Origin of the sequence: Brevibacterium picturae, from assembly GCF_030453725.1 — a bacterium.
Lineage (GTDB): Bacteria > Actinomycetota > Actinomycetes > Actinomycetales > Brevibacteriaceae > Brevibacterium > Brevibacterium sandarakinum_A.
This window is the reverse complement of sequence record NZ_JAKDJU010000019.1, coordinates 11,788-29,803: the sequence shown is the minus strand read 5'-3', so window position 1 is coordinate 29,803 and position 18,016 is coordinate 11,788. Positions and strand designations below refer to the sequence as shown.

The 18,016-nt window shown below is 63.7% G+C and carries 15 protein-coding genes; 3 read left to right on the top strand and 12 right to left on the bottom strand.

Going from position 1 to position 18,016, the window contains the following annotated elements; translation table 11 throughout:
- Together L0G76_RS03805 and L0G76_RS03800 are read right to left on the bottom strand one after the other, a co-directional pair.
- Nucleotides 1–740 (bottom strand): polyprenol monophosphomannose synthase (locus tag L0G76_RS03805; protein WP_304355998.1); only part of this gene is annotated, 740 nt, incomplete at its 3' end.
- 301 nt (nt 741–1,041) lie between these two features.
- Complete coding sequence (locus L0G76_RS03800) at nt 1,042–1,977, bottom strand: metal-dependent hydrolase (RefSeq protein ID WP_304356000.1); 936 nt, start codon at nt 1,975–1,977, stop codon at nt 1,042–1,044.
- A gap of 78 nt (nt 1,978–2,055) precedes the next feature.
- Here L0G76_RS03800 and L0G76_RS03795 point away from each other — a divergent pair, with 78 nt between their 5' ends.
- Together L0G76_RS03795 and secA2 are read left to right on the top strand one after the other, a co-directional pair.
- Complete coding sequence (locus L0G76_RS03795; RefSeq protein WP_304355997.1) at nt 2,056–3,789, top strand: 5'-3' exonuclease H3TH domain-containing protein; 1,734 nt, start codon at nt 2,056–2,058, stop codon at nt 3,787–3,789.
- Between the two features lie 42 nt (nt 3,790–3,831).
- Complete coding sequence (secA2, locus tag L0G76_RS03790; RefSeq protein ID WP_304355996.1) at nt 3,832–6,093, top strand: accessory Sec system translocase SecA2; 2,262 nt, start codon at nt 3,832–3,834, stop codon at nt 6,091–6,093.
- A 67-nt stretch (nt 6,094–6,160) separates the two neighbouring features.
- Here secA2 and L0G76_RS03785 read toward each other — a convergent pair whose 3' ends face one another.
- The 5 genes from L0G76_RS03785 to L0G76_RS03765 all read right to left on the bottom strand — a co-directional run bounded on the left by L0G76_RS03785 (nt 6,161) and on the right by L0G76_RS03765 (nt 11,993).
- Nucleotides 6,161–8,884, bottom strand: coding sequence for a DEAD/DEAH box helicase (locus L0G76_RS03785; RefSeq protein ID WP_304355995.1), 2,724 nt, complete (start codon nt 8,882–8,884; stop codon nt 6,161–6,163).
- A gap of 7 nt (nt 8,885–8,891) precedes the next feature.
- Nucleotides 8,892–9,719, bottom strand: a complete 828-nt coding sequence (tatC, locus tag L0G76_RS03780) for a twin-arginine translocase subunit TatC (protein ID WP_487246983.1) — start codon at nt 9,717–9,719, stop codon at nt 8,892–8,894.
- A complete protein-coding gene (tatA, locus tag L0G76_RS03775) occupies nt 9,716–10,000 on the bottom strand; it encodes a Sec-independent protein translocase subunit TatA (protein WP_304355994.1) in 285 nt (94 codons plus the stop codon). The genes tatC and tatA overlap by 4 nt, the downstream gene beginning before the upstream one ends.
- 99 nt (nt 10,001–10,099) lie before the next feature.
- On the bottom strand, nt 10,100–10,987 hold the full coding sequence (locus L0G76_RS03770; protein WP_304355993.1) for a WYL domain-containing transcriptional regulator: 888 nt from the start codon (nt 10,985–10,987) through the stop codon (nt 10,100–10,102).
- Nucleotides 10,971–11,993: a helix-turn-helix transcriptional regulator gene (locus tag L0G76_RS03765; protein ID WP_304355992.1), complete on the bottom strand. Its 1,023-nt coding sequence runs from the start codon at nt 11,991–11,993 to the stop codon at nt 10,971–10,973. The genes L0G76_RS03770 and L0G76_RS03765 overlap by 17 nt, the downstream gene beginning before the upstream one ends.
- A 40-nt stretch (nt 11,994–12,033) precedes the next feature.
- Here L0G76_RS03765 and L0G76_RS03760 point away from each other — a divergent pair, with 40 nt between their 5' ends.
- Complete coding sequence (locus L0G76_RS03760) at nt 12,034–13,158, top strand: DUF3866 family protein (RefSeq protein WP_304355991.1); 1,125 nt, start codon at nt 12,034–12,036, stop codon at nt 13,156–13,158.
- Nucleotides 13,159–13,220: 62 nt separating this feature from the next.
- Here the strand turns inward: L0G76_RS03760 and L0G76_RS03755 are convergent, their stop codons facing one another.
- The 5 genes from L0G76_RS03755 to dop form a co-directional block, all read right to left on the bottom strand.
- Nucleotides 13,221–13,595, bottom strand: a complete 375-nt coding sequence (locus L0G76_RS03755) for an FKBP-type peptidyl-prolyl cis-trans isomerase (RefSeq protein WP_304355990.1) — start codon at nt 13,593–13,595, stop codon at nt 13,221–13,223.
- 82 nt (nt 13,596–13,677) lie between these two features.
- Nucleotides 13,678–14,634, bottom strand: a complete 957-nt coding sequence (locus L0G76_RS03750) for an FKBP-type peptidyl-prolyl cis-trans isomerase (RefSeq protein ID WP_304355989.1) — start codon at nt 14,632–14,634, stop codon at nt 13,678–13,680.
- Between the two features lie 36 nt (nt 14,635–14,670).
- Entirely contained in the window at nt 14,671–16,074 is a 1,404-nt protein-coding gene (gene pafA, locus L0G76_RS03745) for a Pup--protein ligase (RefSeq protein WP_304355988.1), read from the bottom strand.
- 197 nt (nt 16,075–16,271) lie between these two features.
- Entirely contained in the window at nt 16,272–16,463 is a 192-nt protein-coding gene (locus L0G76_RS03740; protein ID WP_092108309.1) for a ubiquitin-like protein Pup, read from the bottom strand.
- Nucleotides 16,460–18,001 (bottom strand): depupylase/deamidase Dop, encoded by a 1,542-nt coding sequence (gene dop, locus L0G76_RS03735; protein WP_304355987.1) that lies wholly within the window; start codon nt 17,999–18,001, stop codon nt 16,460–16,462. The genes L0G76_RS03740 and dop overlap by 4 nt, the downstream gene beginning before the upstream one ends.
- Nucleotides 18,002–18,016 lie beyond the last annotated feature (15 nt).

The window sequence follows — 18,016 nt, the reverse complement described above, 5'->3', positions numbered from 1 at the left end:
ACGAGGCCTCGAGCCTGTCTGCGGCGGCGTGTCAGCCCCCAGCCGGCGACCTTGGCGAATGCCTCGGAGATGATCGATCCGCTCATCTTCGACTCCCCCAGCTCACGTTCGACGAAGACTATGGGAACCTCGGCCACTCGGAATCCGGCTTCGACGGTGCGGTAGGTCATGTCGATCTGGAAGCAGTACCCCTGGGACTGCACTCCCGAGAGATCGAGACTCTGCAGAACCCTCCGGGAGTACGCACGGAATCCGGCCGTTGCATCCTTGACCCCGAGCCCCATGACCGCGTTGACGTAGATGTTGGCTCCGCGGGAGAGGAAGAACCGCGAGCGTGGCCAGTCGACGATCGCACCGCCACGGACCCAACGCGAGCCGATGACGAGGTCGGCACTGCCTGCCTGGGCAACAGCCAAGAGCTGCCCGAGGTCCAGGGGCCGGTGCGATCCATCGGCGTCGAACTCGCAGATGATGTCGTAGTCGCGCTCCAGCGCCCATTCGAACCCTGCGATGTAGGCCATTCCCAGGCCGGACTTCTCACTGCGGTGCAGTACGTGCAATCGCGGATCCACGCGCGCCTGCTCATCAACCCAGTCGCCGGTGCCGTCGGGTGAGCCGTCATCGACGACGAGAACGTCGACCTCAGGCTGATTCTCGAACAGCCCGGACAGCGTCACAGGCAGAGCGAGGCGTTCGTTGTAGGTCGGGATGACCACCAGAGTCTTAGAAACCACGGCCACCACGATACGCCGCGACGAGAGGAAAATATGAGCCGACACCCTCGCCTTCGGACCACGTTGGGAAACGAGTTATCTAATGACGGGGGTGCCGACTCCATCCCAGCTGCTGTGGAATGCCAACAACGAATCTAGTGGCTGCCGAGGCCTTTGCAAAATCTCTCTGACCTGGGGTGATGTCCAAATGTCCAGGTCAGACGCAAGGCAAGATGATAAAAATACTTCGCCGTCGGCGTGTCGTCTTGATTGTTTCGCTCCGACCCGGAATCAGCCCGGGTGTTCGGCTCTTGGCGTCTTCGCCGAGTCACACGCGGGTCGGCAGTGCAACGTCGGGTGAGAGTTCCGGCAGGCCGGGGGTGCCCGAGCGAGGATCGGTGCTCCATGCGGCAACACGGGCATCTGCGACCTGAACGACGAGTTTGTCGACTTGCCAGCGCACGTAATCCGCCTCGGCTCCCGGGGCGAGGACTCCCCCGTCCGGATTGCCTGCGGCCCGATGCGCGAACCGGGTGGCCGCATTGAACGCAGCGCGAGCTCCGATTCCGTTCTCGCCGACAACGGCCGAACGCACCGTCGCCCAGGGCGAATCCTGTGAATCCGTCCACGACACCTGGGCGCCCGCCGACAACAGCTGCGCCAGAGGCTGCGCCTGCGCGGGGTCGAGGGTGATCGCAATGCCGGAGTAACCGAGCGGCGTGACGAATTCCTCGTCGACGCTGAAGTCCAGCAGCAGACGGTATCCGCTGCGCTGAGCCAGTGCAGCATGCTCTCGCACACGGTCGAGGACCTCACCGAGGCGCGGGTTCGATTCGACGCGGATGTACAGCGCCGTCTCCGGCATTTCGTGGAGCGCGAGAAAGTCGGCCGCAGCGATGCTCGCCCCCTCGTCGATCTGGTCCGAGGCCGCAGTAGCCTCGGTACCGATCTCGGGATATGCGATGATCGCCAGCCCGCTGGGTGCGCTGGCGCGGAAGTCCTCCACAGCAGCGGCTGTGCCGAGGATGTGCACGTGAGTGAATCCGAAGTCGAGGAGCCGCTGGCCGTCGGGAGCGGCCTCGCCGAGGGTCAGTCCCGCATGGACGAAACCAGGGGTCAGGAAGTCACCGTCCAGATTGATCGCGTCGGGTTCCAAAGCAAGCGCGGCCTCATCGGAGCCGATGAACGAGACCTTCCCGTCCTTCGTGCCCAAGGCAGTCGCAAAGGGGTCGACACTGCTGTATACATCTCCACCAAAGTACATAGTCACAGCCGACACGCTACACCTCTGCCGTCAGCGCCGTTGCACTGGCGTCAGGGGTGTCGGGTATCGTCATCGAGTGTGAAGCCCTTGGTTCTGATCGACACTCCTGCCCTGTACTACCGTGCCTTCTATTCGGTTCCCGATTCGATCGTCAACGACGAAGGCCAGCCGGTCAATGCTGTGCGCGGCGTCCTCGATGCGATCGCACAGATGATCCGCCGCTTCGACTCCCCGAGAGTCGTGGCGACCATGGACGCCGACTGGCGACCCGCCTTCCGCACCGCGATCATGCCCGAATACAAGGCCGCCCGTGTCAAGGACGCCGAGGCGGGCACGGAGATCCCATCCGAATTGGCAGTGCAGCTGCCGATCATGACCGCCGTTATGAGTGCCGCCGGTATCCCCATCGCCGAGGTGGACGGCACCGAGGCCGACGACGTCATCGCGACCATGGCCGCCCAGTCACGCACCCCCGTGGTCATCGTCTCCCCCGACCGTGATCTTCTCGCCCTCATCGATGCCGCCGCCGACGTCAGCGTGCTCCGTCCGCGCAAGGGCGGAGAGTGGGAGGCCATCACCCAGTCCGATCTGCCCGAGACCTATGGTGTGCCCGACGGGACGCGCTACCGTGAGCTCGCCGCTCTGCGCGGTGATCCCTCTGACGGGCTGCCGGGAGCACCGGGGATCGGAGAGAAGACCGCGGCGACGCTGCTGGCGAACTTCGGTTCCCTCGCATCCATCATCAAGGCGGCGAAGGCCGGTGTGAAGACCGGTGGTCTCAGCCCCAAGCGAGCGAACACCCTGATCGAGGAAGAGGAGACGCTGCACAAGACCATCGAGGTCATGCGGTGCCTGACCGATGTCGCTCATGGACTCGACCTCGAAACCGTGCCGGGCGTACTCGATCGCGCTGCTGTGGAGGCCGCAGCACGCGGTCAGAACATCCGCCGCTCGGTCGACAACCTCATCGCCGCTCTCGGCGGTGCCGACCGCGACCCGGGCCCAGGAGCAGTCGCACGTCCGTCACCGATGCCCACCTCCACGGCCGCTGCTCCCCCGGCCCAGGCCTCCTCTCCTGCCCAGGTCCCTGCTGCTGTGTCTGCTGCCACGCCGCTTCCCGGTCCTGTCTCTGCTGAGTCGTGGTCGCAGTCTCGGCTGGTCGGTTTCGATTTGGAGACGACCGGCGTCGATCCCTCGACCGCCAGAATCGTCACTGCGGCGTTCGTCGAATCCGGCGACAGCTCTCGCACCTGGCTGGCCGATCCCGGAGTCGAGATTCCCGAACCGGCTCGCGCCGTTCACGGCATCACCACCGAATTCGCCCAGGCCAATGGAGCTCCGGTTGCCGAGGTCGTGGCCGAACTCTGCACAGTCCTGGCCGACCTCAAGGCAGACGACGCAGTCGTCGTCGGTCACAACGTCGTCTACGACCTCAGCGTTCTGGCGGCCGAGGTCAGACGCCACCAGCCGCACATCGACCTCGCTGCACTGCTGCCGACAATCATCGACACCTTCGTTCTGGACAAACGCGTCGAACAGTTCCGCCGTGGCAAGAGAACCCTGACCGAGACCGCCAAACGGTGGGAGGTCACGCTGCTCGACGCCCACGATGCCGCCGCCGATGCCCTTGCCGCCCTGGACATTTCCCGAGCATTGGCCCAGAACTCGGAGGACATTGCCAAGCTCACTCGGGACGAAATCATGACCTCCCAAGGCGAATGGAAACGCGCTCAGGCTGCTGACCTGCAATCTTGGCTGCGCAGAAAGGGCAACGCCGAAGCCGTCGTCGATGGCTCCTGGCCCATGGCCTGAACGATAGAATCAACTGCGACCATCACTCGACGAAGGACGATAATGGGTTTCTTTTCACGACTGCTCAACCGACCCGGCGCACAGGCGGACAAAGCCACGGGATGGTTCGATAAGGCCGCCGACGATATGGCGGCCGCGAGTCGTGAGTACGCGGAGCTGGACGACAGTGGCCTGACGGAGGCCGCGGCCGACATCTTCACCTCAGGCTCTGTGCAGGACAACCTCGTCCGCTACTGCGCGCTGGCCCGCGAGGCGGCCGAACGCTCCCTCGACGAGCGTGCCTATGACACGCAGCTCAAGGGTCTCGTCGGGCTCCTGCAGGCGAACGTCGTACAGATGGCCACCGGTGAGGGCAAGACCCTCGTCGGTGCTCTGGCCGCTGCCGGCTACGCTCTGCAGGGCCGCCGGGTCCACGTGGTCAGCGTCAACGACTATCTCGCTGTCCGTGACCGCACCTGGATGAAACCGCTCTTCGACCTCCTCGGTGTGCAGTCGGCCTCGATTTCCGGAGCTCAGAGCGAGACCGAACGGCGCGAAGCCTATGGTGCTGAGGTTCTCTACGCCTCTGTAACCGAAGTCGGCTTCGACGTGCTGCGTGACCGCTTCGCCACCGACGACGCCCAGATCCGCGTCCCGGACCGCGATGTCGTCATCGTCGATGAAGCCGATTCCGTACTCATCGACGAGGCCCGTGTCCCACTCGTCCTCGCAGGCTCGGCCAGTGTCGAAGACGCCAACGCTCAAATCGCGGCACTCGTCGAGACGCTCGAGCCCGACACCCATTACGAAGTCAGCCAGGATCACCAGGCGGTCTCCCTCACAGACGAAGGAATCAACCGAGTCGAAGCAGAACTCGATGTCGAGCTCTTCGGTGAAGACGCCTCCGACCTCGCGGCGGTCAACCTCGCCCTGTATGCGAAGTCCTTGGTCAAGCGAGATGTCGATTATCTGGTCGTCGACGGTAGGGTCAAACTCATCTCCGCCTCACGTGGGCGTGTGGCCGAACTCCAGCGCTGGCCGGACGGTTTGCAGGCCGCAGTGGAGGCCAAGGAGGACGTCGGCACCACCGAAAGCGGTGAGATCCTGGACCAGATGACCGTCGAAGAGCTCATCCACGGCTACGAAACCGTCTGCGGAATGACGGGAACCGCGCTGGCTGTCGGTGATGACCTGCGGGAGTTCTACAGCCTCGAGATCGTCCCCGTCGACACGCACCTGCCTGTTATCCGCATTGACGAACCGGATCGGCTCTACACGTATCAGGAGTCGAAGGAACGCGCGATCGTCGATGAGGTCGCGGAGAACCACAGCAAGGATCGCCCGGTGCTCATCGGCACCTCCTCTGTGGCGGAGAGCGAATCGCTGGCGACACGGCTGACCGAGCGCGGCATCGAGGTCACGGTCCTCAACGCCAAGGACGATTCGCTCGAAGCCGAGGTCATCGCGGCCGCCGGTGCCCCCGGGGCCGTCACCGTGTCGACTCAGATGGCCGGGCGCGGCACCGACATCCGCCTGGCCGACGACGGCGTCGCCGATGCCGGCGGACTGCTGGTCATCGGAGCCGGACGGTACCCGTCCTCACGTCTCGATGACCAGCTGCGCGGACGTGCCGGACGCCAGGGCGATCCGGGCACGTCGGTATTCTTCACCAGCCTCGAGGATGAACTTCTGACGCGTGTGCCTGAGATCCAGCGCTTCGTCTCCGAAGGAGATGAGACCGGATGGATCGAGTCGAAGCGTGCACTGGGCCTCGTCGAACATGCTCAGCGCATCGCAGAGGGCCAGAACACGGCGCTGCACCGCGACACGTGGAAGTTCAACGAGCTGATGGCCAAACAGCGAGATCTCGTCCTCGCCAGGCGCCACGAGCTGCGTGTCGATGATGAGGCGATCGATGAGCTCAAGGACCGCCTCGGCGATGTGGCGAAGGAACTGTCGGCCAAGCACCCGCAGGAGCTCGTCGACGCGACGCTGCGCGAGGTGATGCTGTTCCATCTCGATGCACGCTGGGTCGACCACCTGGCCTTCCTCAACGATCTGCGTGAGGGCATCCATCTGCGCACATTCGCACGTGAGAAACCGCATGAGGCGTTCAATACGGAATCGATCCGTATCTTCTCTTCGTTCTGGTCCGATGTCATCGAGGATTCCGCGTCCACGATCGAGGAATCCGAGTTCACGGATACGGGTATCGACTTGGCCTCACACGGTCTCAAACGGCCGTCGTCGACGTGGACGTACCTGACCACGGAGAGCGCATTCGGCTCCGACATCGAGAACATCGTCAAGAAGGTCAAGCGCTGAGGAGCATCTGGGCCCACCTCCCCATCTGAAGGTGGGCCCACTGCTGAGGCCGGGGAAGATCGGCTGCTCAGGAGTCGGCCACGACTCCGCGCCGGATCGCTTCGATGGTGCGACGGATGCGCACAGCAGTCTCCGGTTCGGTCACCTCGGCGACCTGACCGAGAAGGTCGAGGCTCTGCTTGGCCCAACGGACGAAGTCCCCGGCAGCGATGTCGCTCCCGCGCAGGGAGTCAGCGAGGTTCTTGCCTTCGGTCCAGCGATACATCGGTTTGAACAGCCCCCGGTCGGGTTCCTGCGTGGTCGACAGGGCGTGCTGTTCCTCCAGTTGGAACAGCTTGCGCCAGATCGTCACCGCCTCATCACCATTGACCTTGAGGTCACGGCTCGGGGCGCGCTCCGGGTGGAGGGTGTCACCGCGCCGGGACTGGAAGACGAAGCACGACGCGAAAGCCGCGAGTTCGGGTTCGACGAGCTCGTCCCACAGACCTGCTCGGATGGTCAGGGCCACGAGCAGGTCCCGCTCACCGTAGATTCGGCGCAGCATATCGGACTGTTCAGGGTCGAATCCGAGGGTCCGCAGCACGTCCTGGACGCGTTCGAAGACGAGAGCGATCGACGTCGTCCGACCCTCGATGCGGGCAATGAGGGAATCGTTGTCCTTGACCAGTTTGGCTGCTCGGTTGGCCCACCTGGCGTGCATCTCGCGGTCCGGGCACTCGTGGCAGGGGTGGGCGCGCAGCTGTGCGGTCATCTCTGCCACGCTCGCGCTCACACCGCGGGCGCCTGGCGAGGATTCCCAGTGCGCCTCGAGATCGACCTTGCCCTCGTGTTTGGCGTCGTTGAGGATGCCCAGCAGCTGCCGTCGGTCCCCTGCCTGCCTGTGGTTGAACTTCTTCGGGACACGGACCCGGCCCTGTGCCGGCAGCGGTTCGGTCACCTCGTGGGGCCGCAGGTGCCACACTTTTCCCTGCTCGGTCAATACCGTCGGCAGCCGTGAGCCCCCGTCACGGGAACTCATGGGCGCGATGATGACAGCAGTGCCCTCAACCCGCTTCGCGGGCAGGGTCACGACATCGCCGATCTTGAGCGCACTCAGCGACTCGACGATCTCACGCTGCCGGTTCTTCGACTTGGTGCGTGTCTCCTGCTTCTGGGTATCGCTGATCGCCTGCCGCAGCCGCGCATACTCGGCGAAGTCCCCGAGCTCGCACTCCATCGACTTCTCGTAGGCTTCGATCGTCGACTCGTTCTTCCGCACCTTCTTCGCCAGACCGACGACAGCCTTGTCCGCCTGGAACTGCGCGAACGAGGTCTCAAGGACCTTCGCGGCCTCCGCCGAGCTCATCCGGGACAGCAGATTCGCCGTCATGTTGTATGTGGGCCCGAAGGCAGAGTTGAGTGCGTAGGAGCGATTGGAGGCGAGCCCTGCGATCTCGTTGACCTCGAAGCTCGGATGCCAGACGACGACGGCGTGGCCGATCTGGTCGATGCCGCGGCGTCCTGCGCGCCCGGTCAGCTGCGTGTACTCCCCCGGCGTGATCGATACGTGGGCCTCACCATTGAACTTCACGAGCTTCTCAAGGACGACCGTGCGGGCCGGCATGTTGATGCCCAGCGCCAGGGTCTCCGTCGCGAAGATGACTTTGATGATGCCCTGCGAGAACAGTTCTTCGACGAGCTGTTTGAACTGCGGGATCATACCCGCATGATGGGCGGCGACACCCAGCAGGAGACCTTCCCGGAACGAATGGAACCCCAGGATGCCCAGATCTTCGCTGGCCAGCTCATCGCGCAGCTTTTCGAGTTCGGCATTGACGATGACCTTCTCATCACGGGAGTTCAGATCGAAGCCCGAGGTCAAGTACTGCTCCACAGCCTCGTCGCAGGCGTTGCGGGAGAAGATGAACATGATCGCCGGAAGCATTCCTGTCTCCGCGAGAGAGGACACCACCTGGGTCCGACTGGGCCTGCGGAACCGTGCGCGGGTAGCACGTTCGCGCTTCGACCGGGGACCTCCGTGGGTGCGGGTCGCATGGTTGAGAGCGGGATCGATCCGGTCGGAATCGTGATGGGTGAACAGATCGTACATGCGGTGGCCGACGAGCACATGGTTGACCAGCGGCACGGGCCGGTGGGAGGTCGAAACGACCGTTGTGGGTCCGCGCACCTCGCGCAGCCAGGCACCGAATTCTTCGACGTTGGATACGGTCGCCGACAGCGACACCATCTGCACCCGATCGGGAAGATGGATGATCACCTCTTCCCAGACCGGCCCACGGAAGCGGTCGGCCAGGTAGTGGACCTCGTCAAGCACGACGAACCCCAGGTCCGAGAGCCCAGACAGGTCGTTGTACAGCATGTTCCGCAGAACCTCTGTGGTCATGACGATGATCGGTGCGTCCCGCCGGATCGTGGTGTCCCCGGTGAGCAGTCCGACGCTGTCCACACCGTGGACGTCCATGAGGTCGTTGAACTTCTGGTTGCTCAGTGCCTTGATCGGGGTGGTGTAGAAGACCCGTCTGCCCTCGTCTCTGGCGAGTTCGACAGCGAATTCGGCGATGAGGGTCTTGCCGGCACCTGTCGGAGCTGTGACGAGGACGTCTTTGCCTTCCTGCAGCTGGGTGCAGGCCTCGACCTGGAAGTCATCGAGCTCGAAATCAGTTCTGGCCGCGAACCGTCCCAAGGGAGTCTGTGCCTTTTCCGTCCTGTCGCGGTAGCGAGCGTAGGCCGCCGAGGGGCTGAGGGGCTCGGTCTCGGCCGAGGGTGGGGTCGGGTTCGCGGATTCAGTCATGCTTCTCTCAGTCAATCGGTTCGTCGGGGTCGACCCACAGGCCCTGTGCGATGAGGCGCTTCTTGCGTCTCCGGTCGTTGAAGATGCAGATCACCCAGGCCAGGCAGAACAGCGTCATCATCGGGATCACGAGGAAGAACATCGACAATGCATCGGGGGTGGGCGTGGCGATGGCGGCGAACAGGAACACGATCAGCACGATCACCCGCCAGGACTTCTGTATTCTGACAGCCGAGAGGATTCCCATCATGTTCAGACCGACCATGAGCACCGGGAGGACGAAGGCCAGGCCGAAGACGACGATGATGACCATCACGAAGGTCAGGTAGTCCTGGGCCGGAATGATATTCGTGCCGCCCTGTGGGGTGAACGACGTCAGTGCCCTGACCGCGTTGGGCAGAGCGAAGAAGGCCATGGTCGAGCCGGCGAGGAACAGCGGAATCGCTGCCCCCAGGAATCCGACCGAGTAGAGCTTCTCCTTCTTCGTCAGTCCCGGAACGATGAATGCCCACACCTCGTAGAGCCAGATCGGGCAGGAGATGAAGATGCCGATGAAGACTGAGAGCTTGATCTTCAGATCGAACGGAGAGGCGACCCCGGCGAAGTTGATCTCAGCTGTGCGATCTCCCGACGCGCGGATGCTGCGGATCGGCTCCTGCAGGATGTCCAGGACGGGGTCGTAGAGGAACCATCCGCCTACGGCCCCGAGGACGATCGCGATCGCTGCGATGAAGAAACGATTCCGAAGTTCGACAAGATGCCCGAGGACGGGCATCTTCCGCTCGGGGTTCTTCCTTCGTGATGAGGACGATCGCTGGTCGTTGGTGTCTTTCACTTCTCGCGAGACTGTGGATCCGGTTCTTCCTTCGCCGCGGGCTGCTCGGACTTGCGGGCAGCCTCGGCGGTCGTCGAGGTGTCGTTCTCGCCTGTCTCGCGATTGAGCTCGCCCGGTTCCGTCTTCTTGGGCTCGTCATCGTCACGGAGATCCTTGACCTCTGACTTGAAGATCTTCATCGACTGGCCCAGGCTCCTGGCCAGCCCCGGCAGCTTGGGTGCGCCGAAAATGATCACGATGATGAGGATCACGATCGCGATCTGCACGAAACTCGGTTTCATGGGAACTCCTTGACTATTGTCTGCTCTGAACGATTCTACGCTGTGTGACTGTGCCTTTCATCCTCGTCGCCCAGCAGGGATCGACCGAGAAGACAATTCTCAGCCCAGTCGCAGCAGTGCGGCGTCGACTGCTTCGCGATCGTCGATGTCGGTGATGACGTCGGCATGGCACAACAGGAACCGACTCAACCAGTCCACCGAGTGCACAAGGAATCTGATCCGCACACGTGGTTCACCGTTGGCGAGATATTCACGATCGGTCAGCTCGAGTTCATCCGCCAGCCAGGCTCCAGCCGCGGACAGCGTCATGGTGACCTCTCGCGCGCTCGGCTGCGAATCGCTGACGGCCATCGGCGGATGTGAGGCCGCCGTCCACGAACGAATGCTGCTCAGTGCGAACCGCCGCGGAGCCTGGGCACTGTAGCACCAGGCGTCCAGGTACCAGTCCGCGCCGGGGAGGAGCCTGCTGGGTGCGATGATCCGTCGTGTCAGTTCGTCCCGGGATCCGACGTAGTAGTCGATCTCGACCGCCGCTTCCGTGTCGATGGCCTGCTTGAGGAAGGCCATGAGCTCCTCGTCGGCCGGGATCGGACTAACTTCGACCGGGATGTGGAGGTTCTCTCCTGCGGCGAGCCTGAGCTTCTGCGCCGCCGCCCGTACAGCTTGGGTGTCGAGTCCCGGCAGTGTGTCGATGAGCTCGAGGGCCAGGACGAGGACCCCGGCCTCCTCGGCGCTGAGTCGGACGGGAACTGAGACCTCCTCGGCGTTGGAGATGTAGACCTTCCCCCCTTCCCAGCTGGCGTCGATGAGGTCATCGGGCATGTGCCCGGGGCGACCGGTCACGAACAGAAGCTGCAGATCATCGATGAGGGTGTCCGAGTCGATGTTGAAATACGCCGCTGTCTCTTCGAGGTCTGCTCCCGGGTGGGCGTCGAGATAGGGCACCAGGCTCAGCAGCCGGGTGAGTCGTTCACGCGCTGAGGACATTGCGACCTCCGAGTCGTTCGAGGGACGTCCTGACCGTGAGACGTCGGTCCTCGACAGCCTGAGCCAGTTCCGGAGGTCCAAGCACCTCGACGGCCGTGCCGAAGCTCACGATCTCTGCGGCCAACGATGCCGCGTCGGTGAACTCCACGATCACAGCGTCATCGTCGGTGCGCACCTGTCTGCGGCGCAGCGGGTCCGCGCGGTGGGCACGGATGCGCAGCCTCGCCTCGGCGACGACAGCCATCTCCGTGCTCGAGTTCAGCGCCACGTGCGGAGCGAAGTCGGCGGGGATGTCGTAGTCGCCCGGGTCTCGTCCGCCGAGCTTCGTCAGCTTGCCCTCGACCCGGGAGAGCCGGAATGTGCGTTCGGCCCCGCGATCGATGTCGTGTCCCAGCAGGTAGACTCGGTCGCCGCGGCTGAGCAGAGCATAGGGTTCGAGCTTGACCTTGCGGGGGCTCTGCCCGGGTTTGTGGTACTTGAAGCTGATCGCCTCACGAGCGTTGATGTGGTGGAGTGCAGTGGCGAAGTTCGCGCTACCCAGCTTCCGCGCGGCGGGGCCGTCGTTGGTTGCAACATGCCCGGGACCCGCCTCGGTGAGGTCGATGCCCAGGGCGCGCAGTTTCGTCAGCGCCTGAGAACTGGACTCGCCGAGTTCGGTATCGGACCAGAACTGCGCGGCCACTGCCACTGCTGCCGCTTCGGCGGGGGTGAGCTCGACGTCATCCATCGCATAGTCATCGGCGGAGATCCGGTACCCGGTCTCCCCCACGTCTGAGTAGGCGTCGTGCTCGGCTCGGGTGGCGATCGTGATCCCCATGTGTCGCAGGAGTTCCTTGTCGCGGGAGAATTTGCGATCGAAGGCGATGTCGTCCAGGCCCGCGTATCCGTCGATGGCGCTCATCAGGGTCTTCCTCGAGACCCAACCGCGGGCGGCTCTCAGGGCGATCAGCAGGTTCATCAGACGCTCGGTCTGCTGCCTCTGTCTGCTGGGGCGGGGTGTATTCACAATTCCACCGTAACCTAATGCGGGCGATAGTCTTAGGAGCATGATTCATTGGCGCAGAGGAACCGTGACCACGATTCGTTCCACCCGGCCAGGATACACAGAGGTCGAGGCCGATATTGACCAGGCGCTGCCGGGAACGACCATCACCCATATCAGGGCGGTCGCCTATACCGAGGCCGTCGGGAATCCGCAGGTAGGCGACACACTCCTGGTCAACGTCTCGGCTCTGGCCAAGCGCTTGGGCACCGGTGGCTTCGGCCTCATCGTGGCTCTGCCCGATGCGCTGCCGACCGACCCTCCCGCGGGGCCAGGCCATCTGGTCAAGGATCGCTACTCCCCGCTGCAGACGATGGTCCTCGGCGTCGACGACCAGGAGTCGGAGCATCATGAGACCCTCGCGAATGAGGAGTCCCTGGATGAAATGCCCGTACTCGCCGCCGATCTGCATTCGACTCTGCCGGCCATCATCGCGGGCATCCGCACGGTGGATCCCGAGCTGCGCATCGCCTATGTCCTCAGCGACGGTGCCGCACTGCCCGCCAGGTTCTCTCAGGCTGTGGCCGGGCTCAAGGACGCAGGTTGGCTGCAGGGAACCATCAGCACCGGCCAGTCCTGGGGCGCCGATCTCGAAGCTGTGACGATCCACACGGGCCTGCTTGCCGCCAAACATGTTCTGGGCGCCGATATCGCCATCGTTGCTCAGGGCCCGGGGAACCTGGGCACCGGCACCAAATACGGCTTCTCGGGCCTCGTCACCGGTGAGCACCTCAACGCGGCCGCACTGCTGGATGGGACTCCCATCGGGGTGCTGCGAATGTCGAATGCCGATGTGCGCGGCAGGCATTTCGGCGTCTCCCACCATTCGCTCACGTCTCTGACGGAGATCGCCCGCCCCGGTATGACGATTCCCGTCCCGGACTTCTCCACCCTCGCCGAGGCGGACCGTCGTGAGATGGACACCGACCCTGCCGCCGTGGCCGAGGTCGTTGCCGCGCAGCTGCCGATGCTGCACATGCACGATCAGGTCGATGTGAGCCTGGAGGGTCTGTGGACAGGACTCAAGTCCTCCCCTGTGGGACTGTCGACGATGGGACGCAAACTGCCCGCCGATGCGGCAGCGTTCCTCGCTGCCGCCGCGGCGGGCAGATTGGCCGCCGAGATCTGAAGTCTCGGCAAATGAGATCTCCTCAGCCCTGTGGCGCAGGAGGCTCATCTCTCATCGATGTCTCAGCGCACGTTCTCCAGATCGCAGACGAAGATCAGTGACTCGCCGGGCTTGATGACGCCGCCGGCTCCTTGGTCCCCGTAGGCCAGGTGCGGTGGGATCTGCAGGGTGCGCCTGCCGCCGACCTTCATGCCCTGGATGCCCTGATCCCAGCCGGAGATGACCATGCCGGATCCGAGGCGGAATTCGAGCGGGGTGCCGCGGTTGTAGGAGGCGTCGAACTCCTCACCGGTCGAATGGGCGACGCCCACGTAGTTCACACTCACGGTATGGCCCGGCCCCGCCTCGGCGCCGTCGCCGATGATGTCATCGACGATGACGAGCTCGGTCGGAGCCTCGGCCCCGGGGAAGTCGACTTCTGGTTTCTGCTTGCTCATGGTGTCTCCTTAGGTCGTAGCTCTGTGGTGGTCATGGACGCAGTCCTCGGCGGGCGGAGCCTCATCCTCGGCTGCCGGCCCCTCAGCCCTGCGCCGAGAGGATATCGATGACGAACACGAGGGTGGCGTCGCCGGGAATGTTCGGCGGGCTGCCCTGTTCTCCATATCCCTTGTCGGGTGGGACGACGAGGACGATCTGGCTGCCGACCTTCGCCCCGACCAGGCCTTCGTTCCATCCGTCGATGACCTGAGCCTGTCCGACGGGGTCAACGGCGAATGGTCCTCGACCATCCTGCCAGCTCGAGTCGAAGTACTCCGAATTGTCGTCCCAGAGCCAACCGGAGTAGTGCACGGCCACGCTCTGGCCTTCCTTGACCTTCGGGCCTTCGCCCTCGATCGTCGTATACGATTCGAGTTCCTTCGGGGCCTCGCCCTTGGGCTTGGAGATCGAGGGTTCACCGTTGTCGGCCCAGGTGACGGTGACGGGGTTCTTCGACTGGTCGACCTTCTCGCCTTCGGCGTGGGTCAGCGGCTTCGTGGTCTTCTCGATGTCGATGACGTAGACGAGAGTCTGCGCCGGCTGGCCCTGCTGTGCACTGCCGTTGAGCGACATGAGCAGGCGGGAGCCGACCTTTGTGTCCAGGAGTGCATTGTAGAGTTCCCCGGAGATCTGCTGCTTGTCCATGGGGAACCCGGCCGGTGACTTAGAATCATAGCTCGATTCGATCACCTCACCGGTCGTGCCCGAGACCAAGGTCATCTGCGCAGTGACCTGTTCACCGTCTGCGACCTTGTCGCCCTTGCCCTCGCTGATGACGGATTCGCCGGTCTCGTCGACGACCAGGGGCGCCTCGAATTCGACCTTCGGCTTCTCACCGACCTTGCCTTCGACCGTGACGTCGTCGAGGCTGGTCGACTTCGCGTCCTCGGCCGAGACGGAAGGCGGGGCACTTGTCGTGTCCTCCGCCTCCTCGCCCTGCCCGCAGGCGGACAGCAGCAGTGTGGCGGCCGCGATGACGGCGAGCACTTTTGTGCGCACGTGGTTCCTTTCGTTCAAGACCAGATCACTGAGATCTTACAGGCCCGCGATGAGAGCCTCGGCCTGTGGGTGTGTGGGCTCGAAGGGGTTCTTCAGCGCCACGGCACGGCCGGATTCGTCGTTGAGTCGCAGATGCACCCAGTCGACCGTGTAGTCACGCCGTGCGGCATGGGCTGCACGGACGAATTCGCCTCGGATAGCGGCTCGCGTGGTCGTCGGTGGAATGTCCTTCGCCTTCTCCCGTGCTTCGGATGAGACCAGGTTCTTGGCCATCCCGGTCCGCTCCAGCTTGGGGAACAGACCGGTGTCGGGAGTGATGTCGTGATAGGCGATGTCGAGCCGGGAGATCCGGGGATCTGTGAGGTCGTCGATGCCGCGGGCCATGGCTCGATCGATGAGCGTCTTCTTCATCACCCAGTCGATCTCCTGGTCAACCGCGGAGAAGTCCTGGGCTGCGATGGCCTCGAGCATCCGGGTCCACAGGTCGACGACGTATTCGGCCATCTCATCGTCGCCGAGGCTGTGGTCGCCCTTGTCCACGAGAACCTGAGCACGGTCGCGGTAGTCCGTGAGCAGGTTCAGCGGTGTGATCGTCGTCCCGTCCGTGCGCTCGAGCTTCACCGACCCGGTGAGGTCCCTGGCGACGAGGCGGATGTCGCGCACGGGGTGGCGCAGACCGTGTTCGGGTATCCGTGCGCCCTGTTCGATCAGGTCGAGCATGAGAACGGCAGAACCGATCTTGAGCGCCGAGGTTGCCGTCGACATCGAGGAATCACCGACGATGACATGGAGGCGGCGGTACTTCTCCGCGTCCGCGTGGGGTTCGTCGCGTGCGTTGATGATCGGTCGTGAGCGTGTTGTGGCCGAAGACAGTCCCTCCCACATCACATCCGAACGCGCCGAGAGGCCGAACATCATCTCCGAGCGGTTCGCCTCGACATCGGGGCGGAATGAGGACTGCGCGGGAATGATGGCGCCGGCACCCACCAGCAGCTGCCTGGAGACGAGGAATGGCAGCAGCACCGTGGTCAGACGGTTGAAATCGAGGTTGCGGCGGATGAGGAAGTTCTCATGGGATCCGTAGGAGTTCCCGGCCGCGTCGGTGTTGTTCTTGACCATATGGATGCGGCCGCCGAGTCCATCGGCTTCGATGCCCGACTGGGCCTGCTCCAGCAGGTCGATCATCAATGACTCGCCGGCCCGGTCCTGTGTGAGCAGATCGCGTAGGTCATCACATTCGGCGGTGGCGTATTCCGGGTGAGACCCGACATCGAGGTAGAGCCGAGACCCATTGGGGAGGAACACGTTCGAGGAACGTCCCCATTCGACGATCGGCCGGAACAGGTAGCGTGCGATCTCCTCCGGACCGATACGGCGGTCACCGGCGCCGGCGGAATGGGCGAGCCCGTATTCGGTTTCAAGGCCGTAGATCCTGGCCATCAGTCCTCCCGCAGCTGAGCCATCATGGCGTCACTGAGTCGTTTGAATGTACGGTGGCCGCCGTCGTTCCCTCCGGGACCTGGTGGACCAGGTCATGGCCCGAGGAGGTCGGCAGTGCTTCGGGTGCCACCGCTCGAGCGAGTTCGACGAACGAGTTGCTCGTCGAACTCAGAAATGCAGGAGAGAACCCCGACATCTCATTGGCCGCCCTTCTGGACGAAGTTGCGCACGAATTCTTCTGCGTTCGATTCGAGGACTCCGTCGATCTCATCAAGGATCGAATCCACATTCTGCGTGTTGATCTGGCCCTGCACGGCCTCCGGTGGTTCGGCGGGCGGTTCTCCCCCGCCTGTCGAATGATCCCTCTGAACCTGTTCCTGCGAACTCATTTCGCACCTCTTTCATCGTTCGTCGTTGCCAGTCTATCGACTCCCAGCGCCTGGAGCAGTGCTTGTGCGTCGTGCACATCGGCCAGCCTGTCTGCCAGGAGTTCGCGGGTGCCTTTGAGCGGTTCGCTCATCGGCAGGCGCACGATTCCGTAGTCGCCTGCGTTGAGGACGAGCGAGTCCCAGCTGGCGGCGACCAATGAATCCGAGAACCGGGTCACGGCCAGGGATCTGAGGTAGGCCCGGGTGCCATCGGGCGCGAACCGCACGGCCTGCTCGACTTCATCATCGGTCGTGAGACGTCGGATTCGTCCCGCCTTCTCGAGTTTGTAGAACACACCCTTCTCCGGCCGAACGTCGTGGTACTGAACGTCGATGAGGGCGAGCTTCGGGTGGTCCCACTCCAGGTTCTCCTTCTGCCGATAGCCTTCGAGAAGCACCCATTTGGCTACCCAGTCGATGGAGTCGGCGAGGCTGCGTGGGTCGGTGGCCAGACCGTCGAGGAGTCGCTGCCATTCGTTGAGCACCTCGCGAGTCTCCGCGTCATCGCCGGCGTGTTCGAGGCAGGCGGAGTAGTACGTGTTCTGGATCTCGAGCGCGGTCATCCTGGTGCCGTCGGACATGGGCAGCTTCGTGCTCACGGTCAGGTCATGGCTGATGTCCCACAGCGCCTGCAGCGGATCCGCGAGTTCGAGCCGGGGAACCAGGCCCGCTTCGATGAGGCCGAGGACCAGGGAGGTGGAGCCGAATCTGACCAGGGTGGCGGGTTCGGCCATGGTCGCATCGCCGACGATGACATGCAGTCGACGATATTTGGCCGGATCGGCATGGGGTTCGTCGCGGGTGTTGACGATGGGTCTGCGCAGGGTGGTCTCCAGACCCACCTCGGCTTCGAAGAAGTCCGCACGCGATGAGATCTGGAATCCTGCGGTCTCTCCTTCCCGGCCGATGCCGACTCGTCCGGAACCGCACAGGATCTGCCTGCTGGCGAAGAACGGAATCAGTGCGGCCGAGAGGGAGTCGAAATCCACCGCCCGGTCGACGAGGTAGTTCTCATGGGTGCCGTAGGACGACCCCTTCGAGTCGGTGTTGTTCTTGTAGAGGTTGACGGGTTCGTCAGTTGACTCGAGGCTGCGCACCGAGGCCAAGGCCACCAGGTCTCCAGCACGATCGTAGGTCACGAGGTCGCGCGGGGTCAGCACCTCCGGTGAGGAGTATTCGGGGTGGGCGTGGTCCACGTAGTAGCGGGCGCCGTTCTCGGTGACGACATTGGCCAGGTACTGGGCTTCGACGGACTCCTGGGGCATGTGAGTCAGCTGCGAGATGTCGGCCTCGGCGGCATTCATGAAGAAGCCGCGTGCGTCGGCCAGAGGAGACTCGGTGGCGAAGTCCCAGAAGTTCTGGGAGGACTTCAGCCCGCGCGGCCCCGCATAGGCATCGACGACACGCGCCGAGTCACGCATCGGATTCGCTCCCGGATTGCCCGGTTGGCTCAGTCCGAACTCGGTTTCGGAACCCATCACGCGGTGGACACTGAGCATCTGAACTCCCTCTAA